Source organism: Oscillospiraceae bacterium NTUH-002-81 (assembly GCA_032620915.1).
Lineage (GTDB): Bacteria > Bacillota > Clostridia > Lachnospirales > Lachnospiraceae > JAGTTR01.
In genome coordinates, this window is the sequence record CP136052.1 from 2,631,731 (window position 1) to 2,654,272 (window position 22,542).

General features: G+C 52.7%; 26 protein-coding genes. 4 read left to right on the plus strand and 22 right to left on the minus strand.

Annotated elements, in window-relative coordinates:
• The first annotated feature begins 75 nt into the window (after nt 1-75).
• Nucleotides 76-945 (plus strand): DUF362 domain-containing protein, encoded by an 870-nt coding sequence (locus RJD28_13025; protein ID WNV57197.1) that lies wholly within the window; start codon nt 76-78, stop codon nt 943-945.
• 66 nt (nt 946-1,011) lie between these two features.
• Here RJD28_13025 and RJD28_13030 read toward each other — a convergent pair whose 3' ends face one another.
• The 6 genes from RJD28_13030 to RJD28_13055 all read right to left on the minus strand — a co-directional run bounded on the left by RJD28_13030 (nt 1,012) and on the right by RJD28_13055 (nt 4,736).
• Nucleotides 1,012-1,638 carry a cytidylate kinase-like family protein gene (locus tag RJD28_13030; protein ID WNV57198.1) on the minus strand — a complete coding sequence of 209 codons (627 nt, stop codon included), beginning with the start codon at nt 1,636-1,638 and terminating at the stop codon, nt 1,012-1,014.
• Between the two features lie 73 nt (nt 1,639-1,711).
• Nucleotides 1,712-2,599, minus strand: coding sequence for an MBL fold metallo-hydrolase (locus tag RJD28_13035; GenBank protein WNV57199.1), 888 nt, complete (start codon nt 2,597-2,599; stop codon nt 1,712-1,714).
• A gap of 87 nt (nt 2,600-2,686) precedes the next feature.
• Entirely contained in the window at nt 2,687-2,941 is a 255-nt protein-coding gene (gene rpoZ, locus RJD28_13040) for a DNA-directed RNA polymerase subunit omega (GenBank protein WNV57200.1), read from the minus strand.
• Between the two features lie 5 nt (nt 2,942-2,946).
• Nucleotides 2,947-3,579: a guanylate kinase gene (gene gmk, locus RJD28_13045; protein ID WNV57201.1), complete on the minus strand. Its 633-nt coding sequence runs from the start codon at nt 3,577-3,579 to the stop codon at nt 2,947-2,949.
• Entirely contained in the window at nt 3,576-3,845 is a 270-nt protein-coding gene (locus tag RJD28_13050; GenBank protein ID WNV57202.1) for a DUF370 domain-containing protein, read from the minus strand. Before RJD28_13050 ends, gmk begins: the two co-directional genes overlap by 4 nt.
• Before the next feature lie 12 nt (nt 3,846-3,857).
• Nucleotides 3,858-4,736 carry a YicC/YloC family endoribonuclease gene (locus tag RJD28_13055; GenBank protein ID WNV57203.1) on the minus strand — a complete coding sequence of 293 codons (879 nt, stop codon included), beginning with the start codon at nt 4,734-4,736 and terminating at the stop codon, nt 3,858-3,860.
• Between the two features lie 219 nt (nt 4,737-4,955).
• On the opposite strand from RJD28_13055, the gene RJD28_13060 reads away from it, so the two are divergent.
• Both RJD28_13060 and RJD28_13065 read left to right on the plus strand, forming a co-directional pair.
• The gene (locus tag RJD28_13060; GenBank protein ID WNV57204.1) at nt 4,956-6,695 is read left to right on the plus strand and encodes an NFACT RNA binding domain-containing protein; all 1,740 of its coding nucleotides are present in this window, start codon (nt 4,956-4,958) and stop codon (nt 6,693-6,695) included.
• Between the two features lie 279 nt (nt 6,696-6,974).
• The gene (locus RJD28_13065; GenBank protein ID WNV57205.1) at nt 6,975-8,249 is read left to right on the plus strand and encodes a hemolysin family protein; all 1,275 of its coding nucleotides are present in this window, start codon (nt 6,975-6,977) and stop codon (nt 8,247-8,249) included.
• 119 nt (nt 8,250-8,368) lie between these two features.
• Here the strand turns inward: RJD28_13065 and RJD28_13070 are convergent, their stop codons facing one another.
• From RJD28_13070 to RJD28_13120, 11 genes are all read right to left on the minus strand, one after another.
• Nucleotides 8,369-9,181 carry a TraX family protein gene (locus RJD28_13070; protein WNV57206.1) on the minus strand — a complete coding sequence of 271 codons (813 nt, stop codon included), beginning with the start codon at nt 9,179-9,181 and terminating at the stop codon, nt 8,369-8,371.
• A 95-nt stretch (nt 9,182-9,276) separates the two neighbouring features.
• Nucleotides 9,277-10,140: a sigma-70 domain-containing protein gene (locus tag RJD28_13075; protein WNV57207.1), complete on the minus strand. Its 864-nt coding sequence runs from the start codon at nt 10,138-10,140 to the stop codon at nt 9,277-9,279.
• A 75-nt stretch (nt 10,141-10,215) separates the two neighbouring features.
• Nucleotides 10,216-10,650, minus strand: a complete 435-nt coding sequence (locus RJD28_13080) for a hypothetical protein (protein WNV57208.1) — start codon at nt 10,648-10,650, stop codon at nt 10,216-10,218.
• Complete coding sequence (locus RJD28_13085) at nt 10,647-12,734, minus strand: SpaA isopeptide-forming pilin-related protein (GenBank protein WNV57209.1); 2,088 nt, start codon at nt 12,732-12,734, stop codon at nt 10,647-10,649. The genes RJD28_13080 and RJD28_13085 overlap by 4 nt, the downstream gene beginning before the upstream one ends.
• A gap of 59 nt (nt 12,735-12,793) precedes the next feature.
• Entirely contained in the window at nt 12,794-14,569 is a 1,776-nt protein-coding gene (locus RJD28_13090) for a vWA domain-containing protein (protein WNV57210.1), read from the minus strand.
• A complete protein-coding gene (locus RJD28_13095) occupies nt 14,499-14,762 on the minus strand; it encodes a hypothetical protein (protein WNV57211.1) in 264 nt (87 codons plus the stop codon). The genes RJD28_13090 and RJD28_13095 overlap by 71 nt, the downstream gene beginning before the upstream one ends.
• A 359-nt stretch (nt 14,763-15,121) precedes the next feature.
• Complete coding sequence (locus RJD28_13100) at nt 15,122-15,745, minus strand: PIN domain-containing protein (protein ID WNV57212.1); 624 nt, start codon at nt 15,743-15,745, stop codon at nt 15,122-15,124.
• On the minus strand, nt 15,742-15,957 hold the full coding sequence (locus RJD28_13105) for a type II toxin-antitoxin system prevent-host-death family antitoxin (protein WNV59622.1): 216 nt from the start codon (nt 15,955-15,957) through the stop codon (nt 15,742-15,744). The genes RJD28_13100 and RJD28_13105 overlap by 4 nt, the downstream gene beginning before the upstream one ends.
• 109 nt (nt 15,958-16,066) lie before the next feature.
• On the minus strand, nt 16,067-16,477 hold the full coding sequence (locus RJD28_13110) for a YolD-like family protein (GenBank protein ID WNV57213.1): 411 nt from the start codon (nt 16,475-16,477) through the stop codon (nt 16,067-16,069).
• 120 nt (nt 16,478-16,597) lie between these two features.
• Nucleotides 16,598-18,106 (minus strand): DNA methylase, encoded by a 1,509-nt coding sequence (locus RJD28_13115; GenBank protein WNV57214.1) that lies wholly within the window; start codon nt 18,104-18,106, stop codon nt 16,598-16,600.
• Nucleotides 18,107-18,208: 102 nt separating this feature from the next.
• Nucleotides 18,209-18,865 carry a LysR family transcriptional regulator substrate-binding protein gene (locus RJD28_13120; protein ID WNV57215.1) on the minus strand — a complete coding sequence of 219 codons (657 nt, stop codon included), beginning with the start codon at nt 18,863-18,865 and terminating at the stop codon, nt 18,209-18,211.
• A gap of 95 nt (nt 18,866-18,960) precedes the next feature.
• Here RJD28_13120 and RJD28_13125 point away from each other — a divergent pair, with 95 nt between their 5' ends.
• Nucleotides 18,961-19,458 (plus strand): MATE family efflux transporter, encoded by a 498-nt coding sequence (locus tag RJD28_13125; protein WNV59623.1) that lies wholly within the window; start codon nt 18,961-18,963, stop codon nt 19,456-19,458.
• Here RJD28_13125 and RJD28_13130 read toward each other — a convergent pair.
• Genes RJD28_13130 through RJD28_13150 form a run of 5 tightly spaced genes read right to left on the minus strand, consistent with a single transcriptional unit; the run spans nt 19,418 to nt 22,420 of the window.
• Nucleotides 19,418-20,173 (minus strand): N-acetylmuramoyl-L-alanine amidase, encoded by a 756-nt coding sequence (locus RJD28_13130; GenBank protein WNV57216.1) that lies wholly within the window; start codon nt 20,171-20,173, stop codon nt 19,418-19,420. The two genes, RJD28_13125 and RJD28_13130, sit on opposite strands and share 41 nt — an antisense overlap.
• Before the next feature lie 59 nt (nt 20,174-20,232).
• Nucleotides 20,233-20,376, minus strand: coding sequence for a hypothetical protein (locus RJD28_13135; protein WNV57217.1), 144 nt, complete (start codon nt 20,374-20,376; stop codon nt 20,233-20,235).
• Between the two features lie 46 nt (nt 20,377-20,422).
• Nucleotides 20,423-20,926 (minus strand): hypothetical protein, encoded by a 504-nt coding sequence (locus RJD28_13140; protein ID WNV57218.1) that lies wholly within the window; start codon nt 20,924-20,926, stop codon nt 20,423-20,425.
• Nucleotides 20,927-20,939: 13 nt separating this feature from the next.
• Complete coding sequence (locus tag RJD28_13145; protein ID WNV57219.1) at nt 20,940-21,989, minus strand: DUF1538 family protein; 1,050 nt, start codon at nt 21,987-21,989, stop codon at nt 20,940-20,942.
• Nucleotides 21,965-22,420: a DUF1538 family protein gene (locus RJD28_13150; GenBank protein WNV57220.1), complete on the minus strand. Its 456-nt coding sequence runs from the start codon at nt 22,418-22,420 to the stop codon at nt 21,965-21,967. The genes RJD28_13145 and RJD28_13150 overlap by 25 nt, the downstream gene beginning before the upstream one ends.
• Nucleotides 22,421-22,542: the final 122 nt, after the last annotated feature.

The following is a 22,542-nucleotide window of genomic DNA, read 5'->3' on the forward strand; positions in this document are numbered from 1 at the left end:
ATTTCCAGGATTGTGCTACAATAACAGCGTAAATGCTGTCACAAAGCAAATATCGCGCAGAATGGAGGATTTTTCATGAAATCAAAGGTTTATTTTACCAGAACCATCACTTCTGACAAAGTGACCGAATTATATCATAAAGTTGGAAAACCGCTTTCCGGCAATGTGGCCATCAAACTGCACTCCGGCGAGCCGGGCAACCAGAACTTCCTGAAACCGGAATTCTGGAAACCCGTCATTGAAGAGGTAGGCGGCACTGTTACCGAGTGCAACACTGCATATGAAGGCGGCAGAAATACCACCGAGAAGCATCTGGAAACGCTGAAAAAGCATGGCTGGAGCCAGTATTTTGACGTAGATCTGCTGGATGCGGAAGGTCCGGACATGGAGCTTGCTATTCCTGGCGGCAAGATGATCAAGAAGAACTTCGTGGGCAAGGATCTGGCGAACTATAACGCTCTTCTGGTACTCTCCCACTTCAAGGGACATCCCATGGGCGGATACGGCGGCGCACTGAAACAGCTGTCCATCGGCATCGCTTCCTCCTACGGAAAAGCATATATTCACGGCGGGGGCGATCCGGCCAAGCTGTGGACCGCAGACCATGATTCCTTCCTGGCTTCTATGTCTGACGCTGCTTCCTCCGTCATCGACTACTTCAAGGGCAATGCGGTATACATCAACGTAATGAAAAATATGTCCGTGGACTGTGACTGCTGTGCAGTTGCCGAAGATCCGTGCATGAAGGACATCGGTATTCTGGCATCCGACGATCCGGTCGCCATCGACCAGGCCTGCCTGGATCTCGTTTTCGCTGCCAAGGATGACCCGGGCCGCGATCATCTCATCGAGCGGATCGAGTCCCGCAACGGCGTACACACCATCGAGTGTGCTGCTGCACTGGGTTGCGGTTCCAGAGAGTACGAACTCATCGAATTAGATTAAAAAAAAAAGAGCCGAACACGGGATCAGGCAATGCCTTTCTTTCCTGTGATCGGCTCTCTTTTTATTTTACTGTAATCCCAGCATGCTGTGCACGTAGAACTCAATGATCTCCACAGTCTTCTCGTAATCCACCGCGCCGGTGTTGATGCAGATATCATAGTTCTCCATCTCCATCCAGTCATGTCCGGTGTGATATTTGTAGAATGCGCTGCGGTGCTTGTCCGTCCGGTCAATGTGCCACTGGGCCTCCTTGGCACTGATGCTGTGCTTCTCCATCTCATGCGCCACACAGTCCTCGTAGGGTGCATAGAGGAAAATACGGATCAGCTTCGGATGATCCTTCAGGATAAAATCGGCACACCGGCCAATGACCACATAAGATTCCGAAGCAGCCAGCTCCTTGAGCACCTTGGCCTGGTAGTTGAACAGATTCTCATTGGTGGTGAAATCCTCACTCTCCGGAGGGATCAGTTCTCCTTGGTAAACCTTTCTGGACACCTTATAAAGAAGGCTGCCTTTCAGCTTCTCGTCCGCATTGGCAAACAGATCCTCGTTGATCCCGCTGTCTTCCGATGCCAGATGCAGCAGGTTCTTGTCATAAAAGCTTACCCCCAGGTCTGCCGCCAGCCTTTTTCCGATGGTCGTTCCGCCTGCGCCACAACATCTGGAAATCGTAATCACAAATTTATCCATACAGTTCCCTCCCTGTTTTCTGTCTGAATTTTGTTTGTTTATACTGTTATTTTACTTTATTTTTCGGAAATTGTCAATTTTCTCCGAACTCCCGCAGCACAGTTTTGATCATACTTTTCTGGTTGATAAGGAACGCCTCATTGGGCCACTCTTTCTTCGTGTCAGGATCCCGGTACCGCCGGTCAAGCTCCTGGATGATCTCTTCCTCCGATGCCCCTCCCCAGTGCATACGCAGAATCACATCTTTGCTTCCGGCCATTTCCTTCATACAGAAATCCCAGAAATCCGATGTTTTTTCCAGATCATAAATATTTGAATGCGGCACCAGCACATAACGCATGGGAAGTGATGCGCATTTACGGATGGATTCCTCGCTTTCTTTGTAACTGATGAGATAGTTGGGAACAAATGTTCCGTATCTGGAAGTCACGCAAGTCGTCTCACTGGCAAACAGATACGTCTCATCCATCAAAAATGCCATGGAACAACGGCTGTGTCCCGGCATATCATACGCCTGCAGCACATGGTCTCCCAGGGAAATGGTATCTCCCTCTGCGATCACATGATCGATCACCAGCTGATCCGCATCGAAACCGTCAAAATCTTCCACCTGGTACTTGGCAACCGCATCCTTATTCAGTTCCGTGATCACCGATTTCGCCTTGTCACTTTCAAATACATGCTTCACATATGCGCCGCCGTACACCTGTACATTCGGCCAGGCCTTTTCCATGGCAGGAATACCACTCACATGATCATAATGCGAATGGGTCAGAAGGATCATGTCCAGTGGCCGGTCCCCCAAAATTTTCCGGATATTTTCCACTGTTCCCTCTGCACTGTAGGCCATGCCCGCATCCACCACCGCAGCCTTCTCACTGCCCACGATCAGATAAATCTGTGAACCTCTGGCGCTGGATACATCGTAAATCCCCCTGTCTTCAAGACTGATTTTCTCCATTGGTCTTTTCTCCTATCCTAGTTTTTCCCCCATAAGAATATATAAAAAAAGAGGACACCATTTCCGGTATCCTCTGGCAGGGCTTTCTTATTCCTCTGCTTCTTCCTCTTCCGGTGTTTCCGGCATAATCTTTACTTTCCCCTTATTCAGCTCTTCTACAGCGATGGAAAGCGGCTTCTTGCCTCTTCCGTCTACCAGCGGCTCTGCGCCTCCGATGATCTGTCTTGCTCTCTTGGAGGTTGCCATCACGATAGAATAACGGCTGTTGACAACCGGGGTCTCTCCTTCCTCAACACCTGCGTTTACGACCTTCATCAGGTCTGTATAAGATGGATGCAGCATAATTCTTATTCTCCTTTCGATAAATTGCCAAGATCCTTGCGGATCTGATTGATCAGTTCCATATTTTTAGATGCCCGGCGGTGCTGCAGCTGAATCAGCTCATGGGTCTGCTCCACACAGGTATCCAGATCATCATTCATCACCAGATAGTCGTAGCAGTCGATGCCCTCTGCCTCTTCACTGGCACGCTGCAGTCTGGCAAGGATCGTCTCATGATCCTCGGTACCGCGGTCGGTGAGCCTGCGCACCAGCTCCTGCGCACTGGGCGGTGTGATAAACAGAAGAAGCGTATCCGGAAACTGCTTCTTGATCTTCAGGGCGCCCTGGATCTCGATCTCCAGAATCACATCCTTCCCGGCAGCCAGCTGTTCTTCCACGTATGCCTTCGGTGTCCCGTAAAAATGATCCACATATCTGGCATATTCCACCAGCTCCCCTTGCTCGATCATGGCACGGAACTGCTCCTCTGTTTTATAAAAATAGTCGATTCCTTCCACTTCTCCGGCTCTGGGGCCTCTGGTCGTTGCAGAAACACTCAGTGCGTAACAGTCATATCTGCGCACCAGTTCCTTCATTACCGTTCCCTTGCCTGCTCCGGAAAATCCCGAAACAACGACGAGTATTCCCTCTCGTTTCATTCCTCTTCCTCTTTCCCCTCGTAATCTCCATCCGATGAAAACCGTCTTGCTAGGGTCTCCGGCTGCAGTGCCGACAGTACCACGTGCCCGTCATCCATGACAAGCACCGCCTTTGTCCTGCGCCCCAGGGTTGCATCAATGATTCGCCCATCCTCCTTGGCAACCTGCACCAGGCGCTTCACCGGAGCCGCCTCCGGCGACACAACCGCCGTGATCTTTCCTGTATTCACACAATTTCCAAAACCAATATTCAACAGTCTGGACATGTTCTCACCTGCTTATTCAAGATTCTGGATCTGTTCCCGGATCTTCTCGATCTCCGTCTTCAGATCAATGGCCACATTGGACACCTGAATATCATTGGCCTTGGAGAGCGTGGTGTTGGCCTCCCGGTTCATCTCCTGCGCGATGAAATCCAGCTTCCGGCCGATGCTGCCGCCCTCCAGAAGGGTGGAACGCATATGCTCGATATGGCTGCGCAGACGCACGGTCTCCTCATCGGTACAGATCTTATCCGCATAAATCGTCACCTCTGTGGCAATTCTGCTCTCATCCACCGTGCCGTCCGTCAAAAGCTCCTGCACCTTATCCGTCAGCTTTGTCCGATACTCCTCCACGATCTGCGGAGAACGCTCCTCGATGAAATCCACCTTGGAAACCATATCGTCCAGCTTGCCCAGAATATCCGTCTTCAGGTTCTCACCCTCGGTGATGCGGGTCTGCACAAACTGCTCGCAGGCACCTTTCAGCGCCTTCTCCAGCAGCGCCCAGATCTCCTTCTCATCCACCGTCTGCTCTTCCATCACGAAGACATCCGGGTATCTGGCCAGTCTGGACACCGTCATATCGTTCTCCAAGTCAAACTGCTCGGCCATCTGCGCCATGTACTTCATGTAACCGGCCGCAATATCTTCATTATATTTAAGCACCATATGACTCTCTGTCAGATCCTCATAGGTGATAAACATATCTACCTTACCGCGCTCCATATAGGTCTTCAGGAAATTCCTGATCGCGGACTCAAAAAAGTTCAGCTTCTTGGGCATCTTGATGTTGATATCCAGATACCGGTGGTTCACCGACTTCATCTCTACCGTGAACTTCCGCTCACCTTCCGCAATCTCGCATCTTCCAAAGCCCGTCATGCTCTTGATCATGTTACCCCTCTTTTCTGTATCTGCCCATAATTAGATTTATTATAAATCATTGCGTAACACTAGTCAAATGGATATTTGCACGAAATTCGGTGGTGGATCCGGGATAAAACAAAACTTTTACATGATACCTGTTTCTTTCTATGTTATAATAAAAAATCAGACAGTTGAACACCGAAAAGGCTACAAATATGGCATCAGGCCAGGAAAGAAGGAAATCTTATGGCTTTAGACGGCTTTACAGTCGCGTCCATCGTCCGCGAGTTAAAACATACGATCGAAAACGGAAGGATCAGCAAGATCGCCCAGCCGGAGAACGATGAGCTGCTGCTGACAGTAAAAGGAAGCGAAGGACAATACCGGCTGCTCCTGTCAGCCAGTGCCTCCCTGCCTCTGGCGTATCTTACCTCCCAGAACAAACCCAGCCCCATGACGGCGCCCAATTTCTGCATGCTGCTGCGCAAGCACATCGGCGGCGGCCGCATCGTGTCCGTCACCCAGCCCGGCCTGGAGCGCATCATTTCTTTTGAGATCGAGCACCTGAACGACATGGGCGATCTTTGCCGGAAATTTCTCATCATTGAGCTGATGGGCAAACACAGCAACATCATTTTCTGTGACGATGAAAACAAGATTCTGGACAGTATCAAGCATGTGTCTGCCCAGATGAGCTCCGTCCGGGAGGTATTGCCGGGCCGCACCTATTTCATCCCCGAGACCCAGCACAAACGGAACCCGGTGCAGCTTTCCCGGGAAGACTTTATGGCGGGTGTTTTTTCCCGGCCCATGCCCCTCTCCAAGGCCATCTACTCCACCCTCACCGGTTTCAGCCCGTGCATGGCAGAAGAACTCTGCTTCCGGGCATCCCTGGAGCCCACCCAGTCGGCGCTGGAATTTGGAGAAAATGAGCAGCTGCATTTGTACGGCGTCTTTTCCCGGCTCATGGAAGACACGGAAAACGGCAGCTTCTCCCCCTGCATCGTCTATGACAAGGACGATCCTGTGGAATATGCCGCCTTTCATCTGGAACAGTATGCCGACATGCGCATCGTTCCTGTAGAGAGCATTTCTGCCCTGCTGGAGCAGTATTACGCGGAGAAAAACACGATTACCCGCATCCGGCAGAAATCCGCAGACCTGCGCCATCTGGTGCAGACGGCTCTTGACCGCAGCCGCAAAAAATATGACCTGCAGCTCAAACAGCTGAAAGACACGGAAAAGCGGGACAAGTACCGCATTTACGGAGAACTGCTGAACACCTACGGCTACAGCGCCGCGCCCGGGGCCCGGTCTCTGGAAGCGCTGAATTACTACACCAACGAGATGATCACCATTCCGCTGGACGAAACGCTCACTGCCACGGAAAACGCCAAGAAATATTTTGACCGCTACGGTAAACTGAAACGGACTTACGAGGCACTGACCACCCTGACCCAGGAGACCAAGGACACCATCGACCATCTGGAATCCATCCTCACCGCCCTGAACATTGCGCTGGCAGAGGAAGACCTAGTGCAGATCCGGGAGGAGCTGGCTGAAAGCGGCTACATCCGCCGCAAAGGGGGGCAGAAGAAGGTAAAGATCACCTCCCGCCCGTTCCACTATCTGTCCAGCGATGGTTTCCACATCTATGTAGGAAAAAACAACCTGCAGAACGACACCCTGACATTCAAGTTTGCCTCCGGCGGCGACTGGTGGTTCCACGCCAAAGGCATCCCCGGCTCCCATGTGGTTGTCAAAACCGAGGGCAAACCGCTGCCCGACCGCACCTTCGAGGAAGCCGCTGCGCTGGCCGCTTACTACTCCGGCGCCCGGGGAAGCGAAAAGGCCGAGGTGGATTATATTGAGAAAAAACATGTGAAAAAGCCCGCAGGCGCACGGCCCGGATTCGTCGTGTATTACACCAATTACTCCATGAGTATCGGGACGGATATTTCGGGGATACAGCTTCTGGAACCGTGATAACAGTTCAGGGGTGCTCCTTTGTCAGTCCGGCTAACAGTTCATGCGCCCATTCGCAGAATCGCCCTTCGTGCTCCCCGCTGCTGCCGCAGCTACTTTCTGCTCATTATCAGGGCGCTCCTTCCATCCCTTGCCGCGGACCGTTCTCCGTGCAAGCACGGTCACGGTTCCACGTCAGGTATGGATGAACTGTTACTTAATTTAACATAATTTTAATTGTATGGATGTTCCAGGTATGATAGAATAATAAACAATATTATTTTACAGGGAGTGATTTATTTGGATTCTGGCGACGCCATACAGTTGGGCACGATTATCGTTCTGCTTGCCCTTTCTGCATTTTTTTCATCGGCTGAAACTGCTTATACAACCATCAACCGCATCCGGCTGCGCACCCTCATTGAGGAAGGCAACAACTCTGCCAAACGGGTGGAACGGATCATCCACAACCCGGGCAAGATGCTGAGCGCGATCCTGATCGGCAACAACATTGTCAACCTTTCCGCATCTTCACTGATGACGATTTTTTCTACGAACGTGTTCGGCAGCCGCTCAGTGGGCGCTGCCACCGGTGTGCTGACACTGCTTGTTCTCATTTTCGGCGAGATCAGCCCCAAGACCATGGCCTCTGGCCATGCGGAGCGGATCGCCCTTTTATACTCCGCTCCTGTCAGTGCCCTGATCTGGCTTCTGACACCGGTGATCTTCATCGTGAATGTGCTTTCCCGGGGGCTGATGCTGCTTCTGCGGATCGACCCGGATAAGAAAAACGGCAACTTCACCACCAATGAGCTGCGTACCATCATGGAAGTCAGCCATGAGGAGGGCGTCCTGGAAAACGAAGAAAAGGTCATGATCAACAACGTGTTTGATTTTGGCGATACCCAGGCCAAGGATATCATGATCCCCCGGGCCGACATGGTATTCGCCAACATCGACGACAGCTATGATGATCTGCTGGAAATTTTCAAGAAAGAAATGTTTACCCGGCTTCCTGTCTATGAAAATACGACGGATAATGTCATCGGTATCATCAATATGAAAGACCTGCTGCTCCACGAAGGGCCGAAGGAAGCTTTTCATATCCGCAATATTTTACGGGAAGCCCATTTTACGTATGAATACAAAAAAATCTCCGAGCTCATGCTGGAGATGAAGGATTACTCTGTGAATTTCACCATTGTTCTGGACGAATACGGATCCACCGCCGGACTGATCACCTTTGAGGATCTGCTGGAGGAGATCGTGGGCGAGATCCGGGATGAATACGACAGCGCCGAGGAGGAGCTCATTCAGCAGACCGGCCCCAACGAGTATATCATTGAAGGTTCCATGAAGCTTGACGATATCAACGACGCACTGGATCTCTCCCTGCACTCCGATGATTATGATTCCATCGGTGGTCTGATCATCGAGCTGCTGGATCACCTGCCAAAGGTCGGGGAAACCGTCACAACAGACAATGACATCCGTCTGGTGGTGGATTCCCTGGACAAGAACCGGATCGAGAAGGTGCATATGTACCTGCCCCAGGAAAATACCGAAGAAATATAAACTGTCAAAAAATCTTACAAACATTTTAAAGCTGTTCTTTGCAGGAATTTTCTTTTCCGCAAAGAGCAGCTTTCTTTTTCATAAAACTGGGTAGCGTAATACCCGCCTTGTTTCCGGCCTCAGCCAACGATGGTGGCCACGTTGCCGTTGAGCCACAGCCGCAGCAATCCGAACAGCACCAGATGACCCACGTAGAAGAAATAGAAAAACCACTTCATGCCCTTCCAGGTGCCCCTTGTTCCATTGTAGCGGGCCATCAACGGCCAGATGAGAATGATGCCAAACTGTACCAGGCCGTACACCACGTCAATGCACAGGCACCAGACGATGACATACATGGAGATATAGGCGGTCATGCCCACCACCTGTTTTGTTAAATTGCCCCGGTTGTTGTAAATATGCAGCGTGCACAATACCGGAAAGCAGGACCAGTCCGACGGAAAGGCCAGCAGACAGAGCACAAGAAGGAGCGCGGTCTTCTGCCAGCTCTGTAACGGAAACGCTCTCCGCTGATCATCGTTGATGTACAGCGCCAGTGCCGCACAGAAAAGTGCCCAGATCACGCTGGTCTGGTTCAGAAAAGAGTGCCGGAACGGCACGAAGGAAATCCCAAAGCAGAAATTATAGGCAAAATGCGAAAGCACCGCAAATACAAACAGCCGCTGCAAATATTTTTTCAGATTGCTGGTGTGCGTATAGCCCTCCGCGATCATGAACCACATGGTAGGCGCGGCCAGACGGCCAAACAGATGAAGTGCGATCAGCCACCATTCCTTGTTGGCATAGCCCGGCCACAGCGTCCACGCCAGATGATCCGCCGCCATGGCAATAATGGCAATGACCTTCAGCTCATTGCCGGAAAGGCCGCTCCTGACAGATAAACCGCCATTTCCACTTTGTATTTTTGCTCCTGTATTTTCACGCTCTGCCATTATATCTTCCTCTGTTCATCCATGGCTCCTGCCCCGTTATTTCTATCTCATCCGTACTTCCCATGCGTCATTCAAAATCACGAGGATACCATGGGCTAAAAAATCTTGAAATCCTCCACAGACGCGTAGCCGACGGTTCCCTGTCCACCGTTCTCCTTCGCCTGCGCCTCCTGCTCTTCCATGGCTTCCTGTTCGGTCTTGATGTCCTCTCCGGTCAGCCGCAGAACGTCTGCGATCTCCGCCTCCGGCATGTCCAGATACGCGGACAGCTCTTCCAGCGTTACCTTCCGCTCCAACTCCTCGGAAAGGTTACGGATCGCCTCGCCGATATAATTGATCCGCTCCAGAATCTGGCCGTCTGATTTCTGCAGCCCTGCCTCTTCCTCCAGCAGGTTTTCCATCGCGCCACGGATCCCTTCCCGTATATATTCTGCCTCTGAAATGCCATCTTCCCTTAATTCCAGTGTGTCCAGTGCCATGATCAGCCCCACATTGCCTTCCTGGATCAGATCCTCCAACGGAATGCCTTTTCCTGCATAGGAAAGAGCCAGCTGGGCGCTTAACCGCATGTGCTCTGCCATCGCTGCGTCCCGGGCCAGATCTTCCAGAGATTCCAGATAATCCCCCAGCACCTGGCGATCCTCTTCCGACAGGGCTTCCAGCAGCGTCATATCTGCATCTTCCCCGCCATCGTTTCCTCCTGCCAGATCCGCAGGCTCTCTATCTGTCCTGTTTTCTTCATTCGATCCGGCAAACGCCTCACCGCCAACGGCTTCCATTCCGTCTATCTCAATGTTCATCGCTTTCAGATACCGGCCCACCATGTCCAGTTGTTCTTCCGTAAATCCAAACTCCTGCACACGCTTTTCCAGTTCTTCTCTGGAAATCCTGCCGCCGTCCGCGGTCGCCCGGGCCACCAGCTCGTTCAGCGCTTCCCGAAACTTTAATTTTTCATCCATTTGATTCACTCCTTCTGCGAAGTTATGACTTTATCATAGCATAAGAGTGAATTTCTGTCTATGAACTGCTGACGCTTATGCAGTGAACAGCTCCTGCCGTTCCCGGTTTTTCCGGATCAGGCAGAGCAGCTGTTTGATGCCCGCCTCGTAAAAATAATCCCTCCTTCCCGGCACCATCACATATTCTTTTTCCGATACCCGGTAATAATCCCGCAGTTTTCCCGGATCAAAGCAGCCATAGGACTGCCCGAACAGAAAGACGGTTTTCTGTGTATACCGCCTGTGTGAAATGAAGAACCGGCAGAAATCCTCCCCCGGTTCCGCAAAATAGACAAAGATCAGTTCCGCCTGCCGAAATTCCCGGCTGCCATAAAAAGATTCATAAGCACCTGTGCACACATGGATCTCTCCAGATGCCAACAGCTGCTGCCGCTGCATACACAGAAGGCCTCTTCTGATCTCTTTCAGACGTTCTTCTTCCTTTGATTCTCCCCACAATACAATGCTCACCTGTTTTTTCTCCTTCTGATGATAATTGCCAGACTGCACAACCCCAGAAAAGCCAGCGCCTCCGGCCGCGCCACATCCCCGGTCTTGGGATTGGAGGCCGGTGCGGGCTGCGGCACAGAAGGGCGCTCTTTCTCCGGGAGCTCCACCGTTTTCTTTTCTGCCAGAAGCAGATAACTCTCATCCCGGTAGATCACCGGCGTATGGCTGTCTTTATAAGAAAACGTGATGATCCGAGGCCGGGTTGCCGCCTCATCCAGCGCAAATCCTTCTCCTGCCTTTGTCTGTACCAGCCGGTACGTGCCCATGGGCAGTCCTGCCGGGTTGCCGTCCGTTCCGTCGGTATCGCCGCTCCAGGCCTGCCCCTTCGCATCCGCCACAAAGGTGCGCACCAGGGCGTCTTTCTCATAGAGCAGCCTGCCGCTGCCATCCCGGATATCCTCTTCTGCATACAGGGCAAACGCCGCCCCCTTCTGCGGCACCCGGATGTTTGGTTCTGTTTTTTCAGCCATGGCAACAATGGACAGCTTGCCGATCACCGGGTCGTTATACTGCTCTGCCGTCACCGTCCAGCGGTTGGCCGCAGCATCATAGGCTGCATTGTCCGCCGTGACAACAAATCTTGCTCTGGCTTTTCCTGCCGGTGTCCACTGTCCTGCGGCTTCCGTTTCATAATAGGTATGGTTGCCCGTTGTCACTGCATCCGAGCGGGAGATCACGCCCTCCTGCCCCGACAGGACGTAACCTGCGGGCGCTGTCACCTCTTCCAGCTCATATAAACCTTCCGGCAGCCCTTCTTCTGTAAAAGCCGCCAGTGCATCCGTCTGCACCCGCTGCGTGCGGTACGGATTGCTTCTGGTGCCCCGCCAGCTGCCGGTGGCCTGATCGTATTCCAGCACCAGGCCATCACCCCGCAGCAGGTACGCGGCCTTTTCTGCCAGCGTTGCTTTGGCAAAATACTGTTTTCTCCAGGCACCCTCCACATCATGAATGACATAGGCCGCCTCGCCATCCTGCACCGGAAGGCCGGAAACAGCGTCTTTCTTGATGATCTGCACATTGGCTTTCACGTCCCGGTCCCGCAAAATAATGGGCTCCCGTTTCGTTCCTTTCCCGTCTCCTTTCTTCTCGCCGTCAGTCTCATCTTCCCGGATATGCAGCAGCACCGGTTCCACGCTTCGCTTACCCTTCGGCACAGTCGTCTCCACCAGCACGTAATCGCCATAGGGAAGCAGCGGTGTCTCCAGAATGCCGTCCTTTCCATAAAATTCTTCCAGCCGATATGGACTTCCCGTTTCAAAAAGCAACACGCCCGGCAAGGTTTTCATAATTGTGTACGTCAGATTCTTCGGGTTCTGATACTTTTCTTTCAGGATTGCCCGCACCTGCTCGTCAGAAAGAGGTGCTCTGCCATTTTCTGTCTGCTCGTACAATTCCAGATCCTGATAGGAAAATACCATGAATCCCGCATCTTTGATCCACTCCATCACAGTGGCATCGTCGTCTCCGCCCACCTTGTAGATCACCTGCTTCTGTTTTTTCACCGGTTCGGACACCTCCAGCTGCACCTTCACCAGCGGCTTGTCCTCCCCTTCCCACAGAAGTGTCACCGGATAGGCGGTGTCGTCCAGAAGATACCCTTCCGGCGGCGTATCCAGTTCCCGGACCGTATACGTTCCCAGGGGCACATCCGCAAAGGTCAGTTTCCCGTCACTGCCGATCCTGCCGTCGGCAACCTGCTCCCCGGCAGCGTCAAACAGCCCATAACGGGCATTTTTCTGCGTATCTTCGTAGAAAAGCTTTGCATTGCCCTGGGGTGCTCCCAGGCCGGAATCCGCATCCCGCTTGTATACACAGATTTCCCCTTTCACCGGCTCGTTTTCCACACAAAGGGCGGCGCCATCCACCGTCTTTGCCACCTCCGTGCCGGTATTTTCTTCCGTGATCCGCACGTCATAGGTATGCTTTTCCTGGTACGTATCATCGGTGTAATCCCCCACAAAGCCTTCCGGAGCCCGCTCTTCCACCACCCGGAAGCGCCCGTCATTGTCCGGCGTATAATAGAGCCAGGCAGGTGTCACATACACCCCCCTTCTCTCCCTGCTTCGGGATCAGCTGCATGTGCGTTTTCCCGGACGCACTGGTGTCATCTCCGGTATAGGGCTCGTAATCCTGGGTCTTTTTGCTGTAAACATACACGCCGAAACTGGCACCATCCAATGGTTCCTTCGTATCTGCCGCCTTCTTCTCCACCTGCAGGCGGATCCGGTAAGGCGTATTTTCCAGTGTCACTTCCAGCTTTCCGCCATTTTCCTGCCGGGTTACATTCGTGTTCTCGTAAAAAGGCACCTCCTCTTTCAAGGCATAGGTGTATTTCTGCTGTGCATTGTTGTAAAGCACCAGCGGCAGCTGTTCCGCCCCCCTCCAGCCGGGTCTGGAATACATACTGCCAGCCATTGACAGCCGTAACCTCCTGTTCTGCCAGCCAGGTATCCTGCCCCGCTCCGGGAAGACGTCTGCCCAGCCGAAAAAGAACGCCTTCTCCTTCGGCGTTTTTCACCGCCCATTTCTTGATGCCCTTCACCTCCACGGCGCCGTACTTTAAAACCGGCGTTGCCGCTTCCGTCTTTCTCTTCTGCCCGTTGGAAGCGCCGCCGCTGATCTCATAATCCAGGCGGCAACCCTTTTCCTGGGCCGTATCCGCATTGGTGTCATAGGACGTATCCGACACCAGATACCGGTAGGCATCCTTTAAGCGCACCTGGATACTGCACCGCCACGTGCGATTCTCGCCATCCGGCACCTGCCAGGTGAGCACCCCATCCTTACACTGGGCACTGCCATCCACCGACAACACCTTGTCAAAATTCCAGTACTTTGTCTGCAATTTGTCTGTCAGCACTTTTTTCACCGCACTGGTTTTCACCGTTGCCGCTTCAATGGCCGCCAACGTGTTGGCAAAAGCCGGGTTGGACGTGTTCAGGTTCGTGGTAAAAGCCGCAAAAGTGCTGCTGTCCCGATTCGTGGACAGATTTTTCAGAAATACCGCGCCGTCAGAAGCCACCGGCATCCCCACTGCCAGCGTATAGATGGTACAGCCCGGGATCTGCCGCAGCTTTTCATTCCAGTATGTCACCTGATCCCAGTCATCTGAACACTTGCCATCAGAAATAAAAATGACCTTGGACGGTGCATTTTTATGATTGCCGGTTCTGGCAGACAGCTGCTCGTAAGCCCGCTTCATGGATTCCTGATAATAAGTGCCCGCATAGGTCATCGTTTCATTGACTTTATTTTTCACCGCTGCAAAATCCCCAGTCAGCGGAATGTAGTTGTAAATCCCTTTCTCCGGATCAGTGTCCAGCTCACCCTCCTGCTCCGGCCAGTATGTCCCGGCAAAGCTCCAGTAGCTCACCCGATTGCCCACAACGGCATCCTTGGGGGAATTGGCCGCAATCCGGTCAATGAGCCCGCAGATCGTCTGCTTGGACAGGGAAAGACGATCCTGACAGCCGTTTCCATAGTCCACGCCAATGCTCTGCCCGGCGCCATTTTTGTGATAACGGTAAAGTCCGGCATCCTGGGGCAGTGTCACCACTGTGTTCGTTCCCCGGATCAGACCGCTGGTATAGTCGTACAGATCCAGCTGTTTCCCGTCGTATTCATAATAATGATCCCGGTTCAGGCAGGGCGAATTGGACGCACCCACATGATCAGATTCGTTGCCCTGAAAATTCCGATCGTTCAGCGACATTGTTCTCGTCCGATCCAGAATGATGATGTAATCCATCCCCTGGTTCGTCGCGCCCGGCGTATCCGTCTCCGTCAGATCAATCCGGGCGATGCCCCGCTCAATATCCACCCACTGGGCCGTCTTGGTGATCGACGCCGTGGGTTCCCCCGGAAGCTGCCCGGCCCGCACCTGCTGCCTGTCTTGTGACCTTTGCCGTAGAAGGAGGCGACAGCGCAGCATCCATCTCCTGCTCTACCTCCGACAGAGGACGTGTAGGCAGCTCTGCTTCCGAATCCGCACCTTCGGAAAGTGCATTTTCAGAGGTCTCACCTTCGAGAACCGCCTTCTCCTGCACGGTATCTGTGGAAACTTCATCTTCCAAATAGCTTTCCTCTGTGCCGTTCTTTTCTCCCCTCCTCATCCCCCGAGATTTCGTCTTCGGAGGGTGCGTCTTCCGTCATTTCATCCGCAAGAGTGTTGTCTTTGGAAGATGTTTCCTGCGAAGAATCTTTTTCCTGATTTTCCTCTTCCGAAACCACATGATGTATGTCATTCTGCATATCACTTTGCATCGCTGTCTGTGCATCCTGCGCAGACTCCCTGGCAAGTTTCGTTTCCTTTGACACGGCTTCCACGGGCGCTGCTCCCACAGCCATGCACTGCCCGAAAAAGCACAGCGTCAACAGCCCTGCCAATATCATTTTTCTGTATTTTTTTATCAAATGTTCCACCTCATCTCTTTCATTCGTAAGAGGCAACATATATACAGGTATCCCTTATGTAATTGTCAAGGTGCAAAATCATTCCTGAACTTCGTCCTGAATCTCTGCCTGGAACGGCAGCTGGACTTCCGAAAGCAGACGCTTCCGGTCTGGAAATTGAGTTCCGATACGGTTTATCATACTCACTTTTATCTGTTTTGTAAAGACTTAATTTTTTGTCCACCTGATCTCTGGCCAACAACTCCAGAAATTCTTCTGGTGTGTATACCGGAATGAATGCATTCTTATAATCCCTGATATTTCTCGTTACAATACAGTCCATCCCGGAACGAATTGCCGTTTCTATCATTACAGCATCCTCAAAGTCCGAAATTTCATCAGAAATCGCTTTGCGGATATCCAATCCTCTCGTATCCAGCAAGCCAAATAACGTACAAAGTTTCTTCAACACATCCCGTGTTGTTTTCTCACTATGTGTCTGTCGGTGTGTCAGATAATAAATGTCCGTCACGGACTTGGCCGTCAGAAATCCTTCATACTGCCGATTCGCACAAAGCAAAAAAATCGCCTGCGCATCCCGGCAAAACGGCTCACGATTCTGTAGCGCGTCCACCACAATACAGGTATCTATCACAGCTCTCATATTTTCTCTAACCTCTCCTCTCTCGCTTCCTCCAATGATACATCATCTGGAAGAATACCAAACAAAGATTTTGCCATATCTACCCTGTCCTGATGAGGATTCGATAATTTTGCAATCACTTTTCCATTTTTCGTAATAAAAATATCCTCCGTCGCAGCAAGCAAAAGATACTTTCCAAGATTACTTTTCAATTCTGTTGCAGTAATAGACATCATAGGATTCCTCCTTTCCCGGTTATTATTTTTACACTTACAGGATATCACTATCGTTCGATTTTTTCAACAAATCATCCGAAATATTTTTTAAAATCGTACAGTTTTGCTAAATATTCTCATATTCCACATTTAAAATTTCCCCCATCTCGATCTCGTTTCCATCCTGCATGGTAATCTTCCTCATCACATCATCCACCCTTCTGACCACCCCAGTCACCGTCACATACGAGCCGCCTTCTTTGCGCTCATCCGGCTGAAAATAGGTGATCTGCACGACGGGCTGTTCCTCCATTCTGCACATCAGTATCTGATATTTTTCATCCAGAAGCGCCAGTGCTTCCTCATCCAGTTCTACCTTCTCATCGGTGAGACGCTGGGTTTCCAAAATGACGTCCCCGTAGCCGGTAAGGGCCGCAAAAGGAGAAAACTGCGCCGCCCGGTCTTCCATGGACATCTGCGGATGCACACGGGAAACGTGATGCGGCACTCCCGCAATGGCAACATATTTTTTATCCATATTGTTCACCTCTCCCCTCCAAAATCTTCTATCCCTTTATCTGCCAGAAGCTGTTCCGTTCCCTCCATGAAAGACATCTTAAGCTTCTCTTTTCCCTGAAATCGCAGACAGCATCCATAGCTACGCTCTATGTCCTCCGATCTGTGCATTGCGTGTCCGGGCCGTGGCCCCTTCTTCCAGGTTCATCCCCTTCAAAAGTGCATTTTTCCCATATTTCTTCTTGATGGCCAGGGCCGCCTCCTGGAGCTTACGCTCCCGGGAAAGGGCAGCCTCTTCCTCCCGCTGCCGCACCTCCTGTGCGCCATAATCAGTGAAGAGATCCATCTGCACAAAGTCCTCGTTCTTCTTCGGTGCCTCTGCCTCCGGCACCACATGATTGGCTACCACATACATGCGGCGCACCAGCAGTCCCCGGTGGATGATCCGGTCAAACAGTGCCGTCGCAGCATCCATGATCTTCCGGGCGGAGGAGGTGTAACTGTCCAGATTCTCCGTGCCGTGGGCCGATTTGGGCACACGCCGCCCATAGCGGTCTTTTTCCACTTCACCGCGATACCTGGCACTCCGCGCCGGATCTGTGAGGTTCTCTATATCATAGCCGACAGTGAGGACGATCTGATCGGTAACCAGTCCTTTATCCACCAGATCCAGTGCCAGCGCATCCGCCATCTCCTTGATCACCAGCCTGGCCTGCTCTGCCTCATAAGCGCAGGAAAGCACCTGGCCGGAGGTCAGACTGCTGCTGGCCGGACGGTAAGCTTTGATGGCCGCAACAGTACAGGGCTCCCAGCCCCAGGCATGATCGATGAGCAGCTCCGCATTTTTCCCAAACAGCTGATACAAAAGTTCTTCGTCCTGCTCAGAACAGAGGGCAATATCCCCCATGGTGAAAATCCCGTAGACTGACAGCTTTTTCGCAATCCCGGGGCCTACCCGCCAGAAATCCGTGAGGGGCCGATGATCCCACAGTTTTTCCCGAAACGCGGCCTCCGTCAGCTCCGCAATACGCACGCCCTTCTCATCCGCCGGGATATGTTTTGCCACAATATCCATGGCCACCTTACTGAGAAAAAGATTGGTGCCGATGCCCGCCGTGGCCGTCAGACCAGTGGTATCCAGCACATCCAGGATGATCTTCCGGGCCAGCTCCCGGGGGGAAAGACCATAGGTATGAAGATAATCCGTCACATCCATGAACACCTCGTCGATGGAATAGACCACCATATCCTCCGGCGCGATATATTTCAGGTAAACGCTGTAAACCTGCCTGCTGTACTCCATATAGAAGGCCATCCGCGGCGGCGCAATGATGAAATCCACCGCCAGGGCCGGATCAGCCGCCAGTTCTGCGGCAGAGCAGGAAGCCCCGGTCAGCCGATGGCCCGGCGCGGCCTGCTGCCTTGCGGCATTGGCCTCCCTGACCCGCTGGCGCACCTCAAAGAGCCGCCCCCGCCCGGAAATCCCGTAACTTTTCAGGGAAGGCGTCACCGCCAGGCAGATGGTCTTGTCCGTCCGGCTCTCGTCTGCCACCACCAGATTCGTGTCCATGGGATCCAGTTCCCGATCTTTACACTCCACAGAGGCATAGAAAGACTTCAGATCAATAGAAATATACGTGCGCTCTTTCATTCTCTGCCTCCTCCATAAAATCGAACATGTGTTTGTTTTCTTATTATACTTTTTATTTTTCACAAAGTCAATGCTTTCTATTCCGATTCCTGCGGACAGATTTTATCGCTGTTTTTTCAGCAAAAAATCAAGAAAACGCTCCGCTGCGGGCGAGAGATCCCGCATAGCCGCAATGCCCACCATGACCTTCTGGGGCGGATCCAGGGGAACGATCTTGATGCCGTCGTCCACCGTTGGCCGGTTCATCCCGTTGTTCATGGTGATGCCAAGTCCCGCTTCCACCATGGCACAGGCCGCATAGCTGTCCATGGTGGAAAACCGGGTGTTGGGCTGCACCTTGCAGGCTTTCAGCACCCGGAGATTGTCAATGTCCATCCCCGGATAAATTTCAATATACGGTTCCCTGGCAAAAGCCGCCACCGGCACCGCACCGCTTTTATCCAGATCGCTGTCCTTCGGGATCCAGGCCATGACCTGATCTTCCTGCAGGGGAATCCAGCGGTGATCCCCCTCCCGCTCACTGATGAAACAAAGGTCCACCTTTCTGGCGCGCAGCGCTTCCAGCAGCTGCGTGCTGTAGCCGCCCCGGATCTGCAGCTCAATCCCCGGATACTGGCTGTGAAAATCAGAGGCCGCCTCCGATATCCAGGCATAGGACGCACTGTAAGCTGTCCCAACAGTGACAGAACCCGTCTGCAATCCGCGGATACCCGCAGAAATCTGCTGGCACACGTTCTGGCAGTGCAGCAGCTCCTGCACCGCCGGAAGCAGCTGCTCACACGCGGCGGTGGGGCGAACCCCATCCCGCTGCCGCTATCTCCGCCTACACGGCGGCCACACGGACAGAGGGCTTTATCAATTCCTTCGGGGACAGCAGCGCGGCGGCCACCTCCATCGTGGTGGCACAGAATGTGGGCGCACAGAAAAAAGAGCGGGTACAGAAGACCTTTCGGGAGAGTGCAAAACTGCTTCTGCTCTTCGGTCTTCTCTGTTCCGCCGCCCTTTTCCTGCTGGCCCGCCCTGCCTGCACGATTTTTCTCGGAGCAGACGATCCCGAGGCACTGGAACAGGCCGTTTCTTACCTGCATCTGATTTCCTTCTTCTACCCGCTCTGCTTTCTCGGTAATACGTTTGACGGATATTTTGACGGCACCGGACAGGTTCTGATCCCCTTTATCGGCGCGGCAAGCCATATCAGCCTGCGTGCGGTTCTCTCCTGGCTGTTCATCCGCCGGTTTGGTCTGGATACCATCGCCGCGGCCACCGGCCTTGGCTGGATCTGGGTAAACCTTCTGTGGACGGTTCTCTATGTCATTCGCTCACGATCCACGTCTCATAGCCCTTCCGTCTGAGCCGCTGCTCCATCTGCACGGCATTTTCCAGTTCCCGGAAAGCGCCCACCTGTACCCGGAACAGGCCGTCCCGGTACGTGAGAAACACCGGAAATCCATCCGCCTGCAGCCGGTACAGCATCCGTTCCGCGTTGTCCCGGTTTCTGAACATACCGGTCTGCACCCGGTAGTACACCTCCGGCTTCACCGCCGGGTAAGCGTCCTCGATGCCTTTGGCGATGGCTCTGGCAATGGCGTCAAACTGCTGGTCAAACAACCGATTGTCCTCACTGTTGTTGATGAATCCGGCCTCCACCAGAAGCGCCGGGATGTCCGTACTGTTGAGCACCACCAGATTGGGACGCTCAATGACGCCGATGTTGCGAAAGCCCAGCTGCTCCAGCCGCTCATTGATGTTGGCCGCCGCCCGGGCTTTCTGCCCGCTGTTATCAAAAACAAGGGTCTCCACCCCGCTGTACTGATCGGGAAATACGCTGGAATTGCGGTGAATGGACACAAACAGATCCGCCCCGGAGCCGTTACCCAGCTCTGCCTTCTCATAAGGCGTCTGGTACAGATCCTTCGTCCGGGTATATTCCACCTCGTAGCCGTCCTCCTCCAGGATGCGCCCCACCGCCAGCGCCAGATTCAGGTTGTCATCCTTCTCCTGCCTGCCGTTGTACACGGCCCCGGGATCTGCGCCGCCATGTCCGGCATCTATCATGATTTTTGTCAAAACTGTTTTCCTCCCCTGCGAGTTCTCTTTTTATCTTATGAAGGAAAACTGATTTTGTGCTATCTGCCGCCGTTTCCGCCGATCACCGTATCAATGGGCATGGACAGCACCAGTCCGTCCGCATCACTGTGAAGCCCGCATTTTGCCCCGATAGCCTGCATGATTTTCAATTTGTTTTCTTTCTCCGTAATGATAAAAACCATCTCTTTTTCTTCCTGGATGTTCATGCTCCAAAACCGGATGGCCTCTTCATTTCCGATCCGCCTGCCGGGGACGACGGTTCCCCCCTCTTGCACCGGCCTCCCTGGCCGCCTCCATCACATTTTCACTGTATCCATGATTAACGATTGCTGCAACCAGCACATAACGCATCTCTTCCATTTTCCCCTCATCCTTTCCAAACGTCTGCATTTCCTGATCCTGCAATCCTTCCAGTATCTGTAAAAGCAGATGATTTACCCCGGACAGAGGCAGGGTGAAAGCAATCCCGCTGTTTTTCGCACCAATGACAGCGGCTTCCTTTAATTTTCTTCCCATCCGGTCTGCAAAGGGCTTTGGAAGCATCGTAATCAGCACCCGTTTTTCCGGCGTCCCCAGACCCAGAATATCCATCATTTCGCTGGATGCCGTTCCGGACGCATTCCACTCATACTGTAAGGTAATATTCCCTTCGTGAAACAGGTTCACGGCTTTTTTCGCAAGCCGCGGCATGGTAATCACCACCAAAATGCGCAGTGGTACTGTTTTTTTCATTCAAAAGCATCCGTCAATCCTCCATAATCTCCACAATAGTATCTGCATCCTCCGGTATGCTTTCACCGATTTTCGACAGTTCTTCCTTCCACGCTCTTCGTCCGCAGGCAAGTCCCATGAGCTGCACGGCAATGAGCGGTGTCAGTGCCACCAGAGCCACCACCCCGAAGGCATCCGTCATGATATTGCCTCCCACGGCCTCGCAGGCGCCGATGCACAACGGAAGCAAAAACGTGGATGTCATAGGGCCACTGGCCACGCCACCGGAATCAAAGGCAATACCGACAAACAAAGCCGGCACAAATCTTGACAGCATCAGCGCAAGGAAATATCCCGGCAAAAGGATCCACTGAATGGGAAGCCCGGTAAGGATCCGAAGAACCGCCAGGCCGATACTGACCGCAACACCGATGGACAGGCAGGTATTCATCGCTTTCGCTGATACCGTTCCATTGGAAACAGTCTGCACCTGATGGTTCAGAATCTGGATAGCCGGTTCTGCCTTGACAATAAAATATCCGATGACCATCCCAATGGGCACAAGCATCCATTTGTGTGCCGACCCTGCCAGCTCCCGGCCCAGCATGGTCCCCACCGGTGCAAAGCCCTCGTTGACGCCGCACAAAAACAGTACGAGTCCCACGTATGTATAACCAAATCCCACACACATTCTCTTGATCTGCCGTTTCTGATACCGTCTGGCCAGCAGCTGAAATATGACAAATACCACCAGAATGGGGCCAACCGCGACTGCCACCTCCCTGGCATATTTGGGGATTTCCACAGCAAAAGCGTGGGACACATCCTTCATTGTCACAACCCTTGCCACCTCTGCCGGTGTATACAATGCCTCTTCCGGCGCATAGCAGCAGCCCAGCACCATCACCGCCATGATCGGCCCCACACTGGAAAGTGCCACCAGACCAAAGCTGTCACCGGAGGCATTCCTGTCCCCGCGCACCGCCGACAGGCCAACGCCCAGTGCCATAATAAACGGTACCGTGATGGGACCGGTGGTCACACCGCCGGAGTCAAAAGCTACCGCCAGAAAATCTCCGGGCACAAAAAAAAAGAAAACAAAATCAGGATCGTATAAAAAAAGATCAGCATCAGAGACAGATTGATATGTAAAACAATCCGAAGAACAGCAATGCAAAGGCAGATCCCAACGCCTGCTGCAACTGTCAGGATCAGAACCATATTTGGAATGGCCGGAACCTGCCGGGATAAAATCTGCAGGTCCGGCTCCGCAATTGTCACAAGAACTCCCATGGCCAGCGACACCACTGTGGCCAGCCCAAGCTTACAGGATTTTGCAAGGGAAGCACCCATACCCTCTCCCAGCGGGCTCATGGACATCTCCACACCCAGCTGAAACATGCCCATCCCGATGATCAGCATAAAGGCCCCTGCAAAGAACATGGCCATCACACCGATTTCCAGCGGAATCAGCACACTACTTAAGAGCAGCACGATTCCCGTGATCGGCAGCACTGCCGACAGGGACTCCCTTATTTTTTTCCTTCAGCTTTACATTCAAGCAACCACCTCTTTGTTTTTTTTCCAGTATAACTTATCCTATTTTTTACTGTCAACCGCCCGCACCGTAAAGCTTT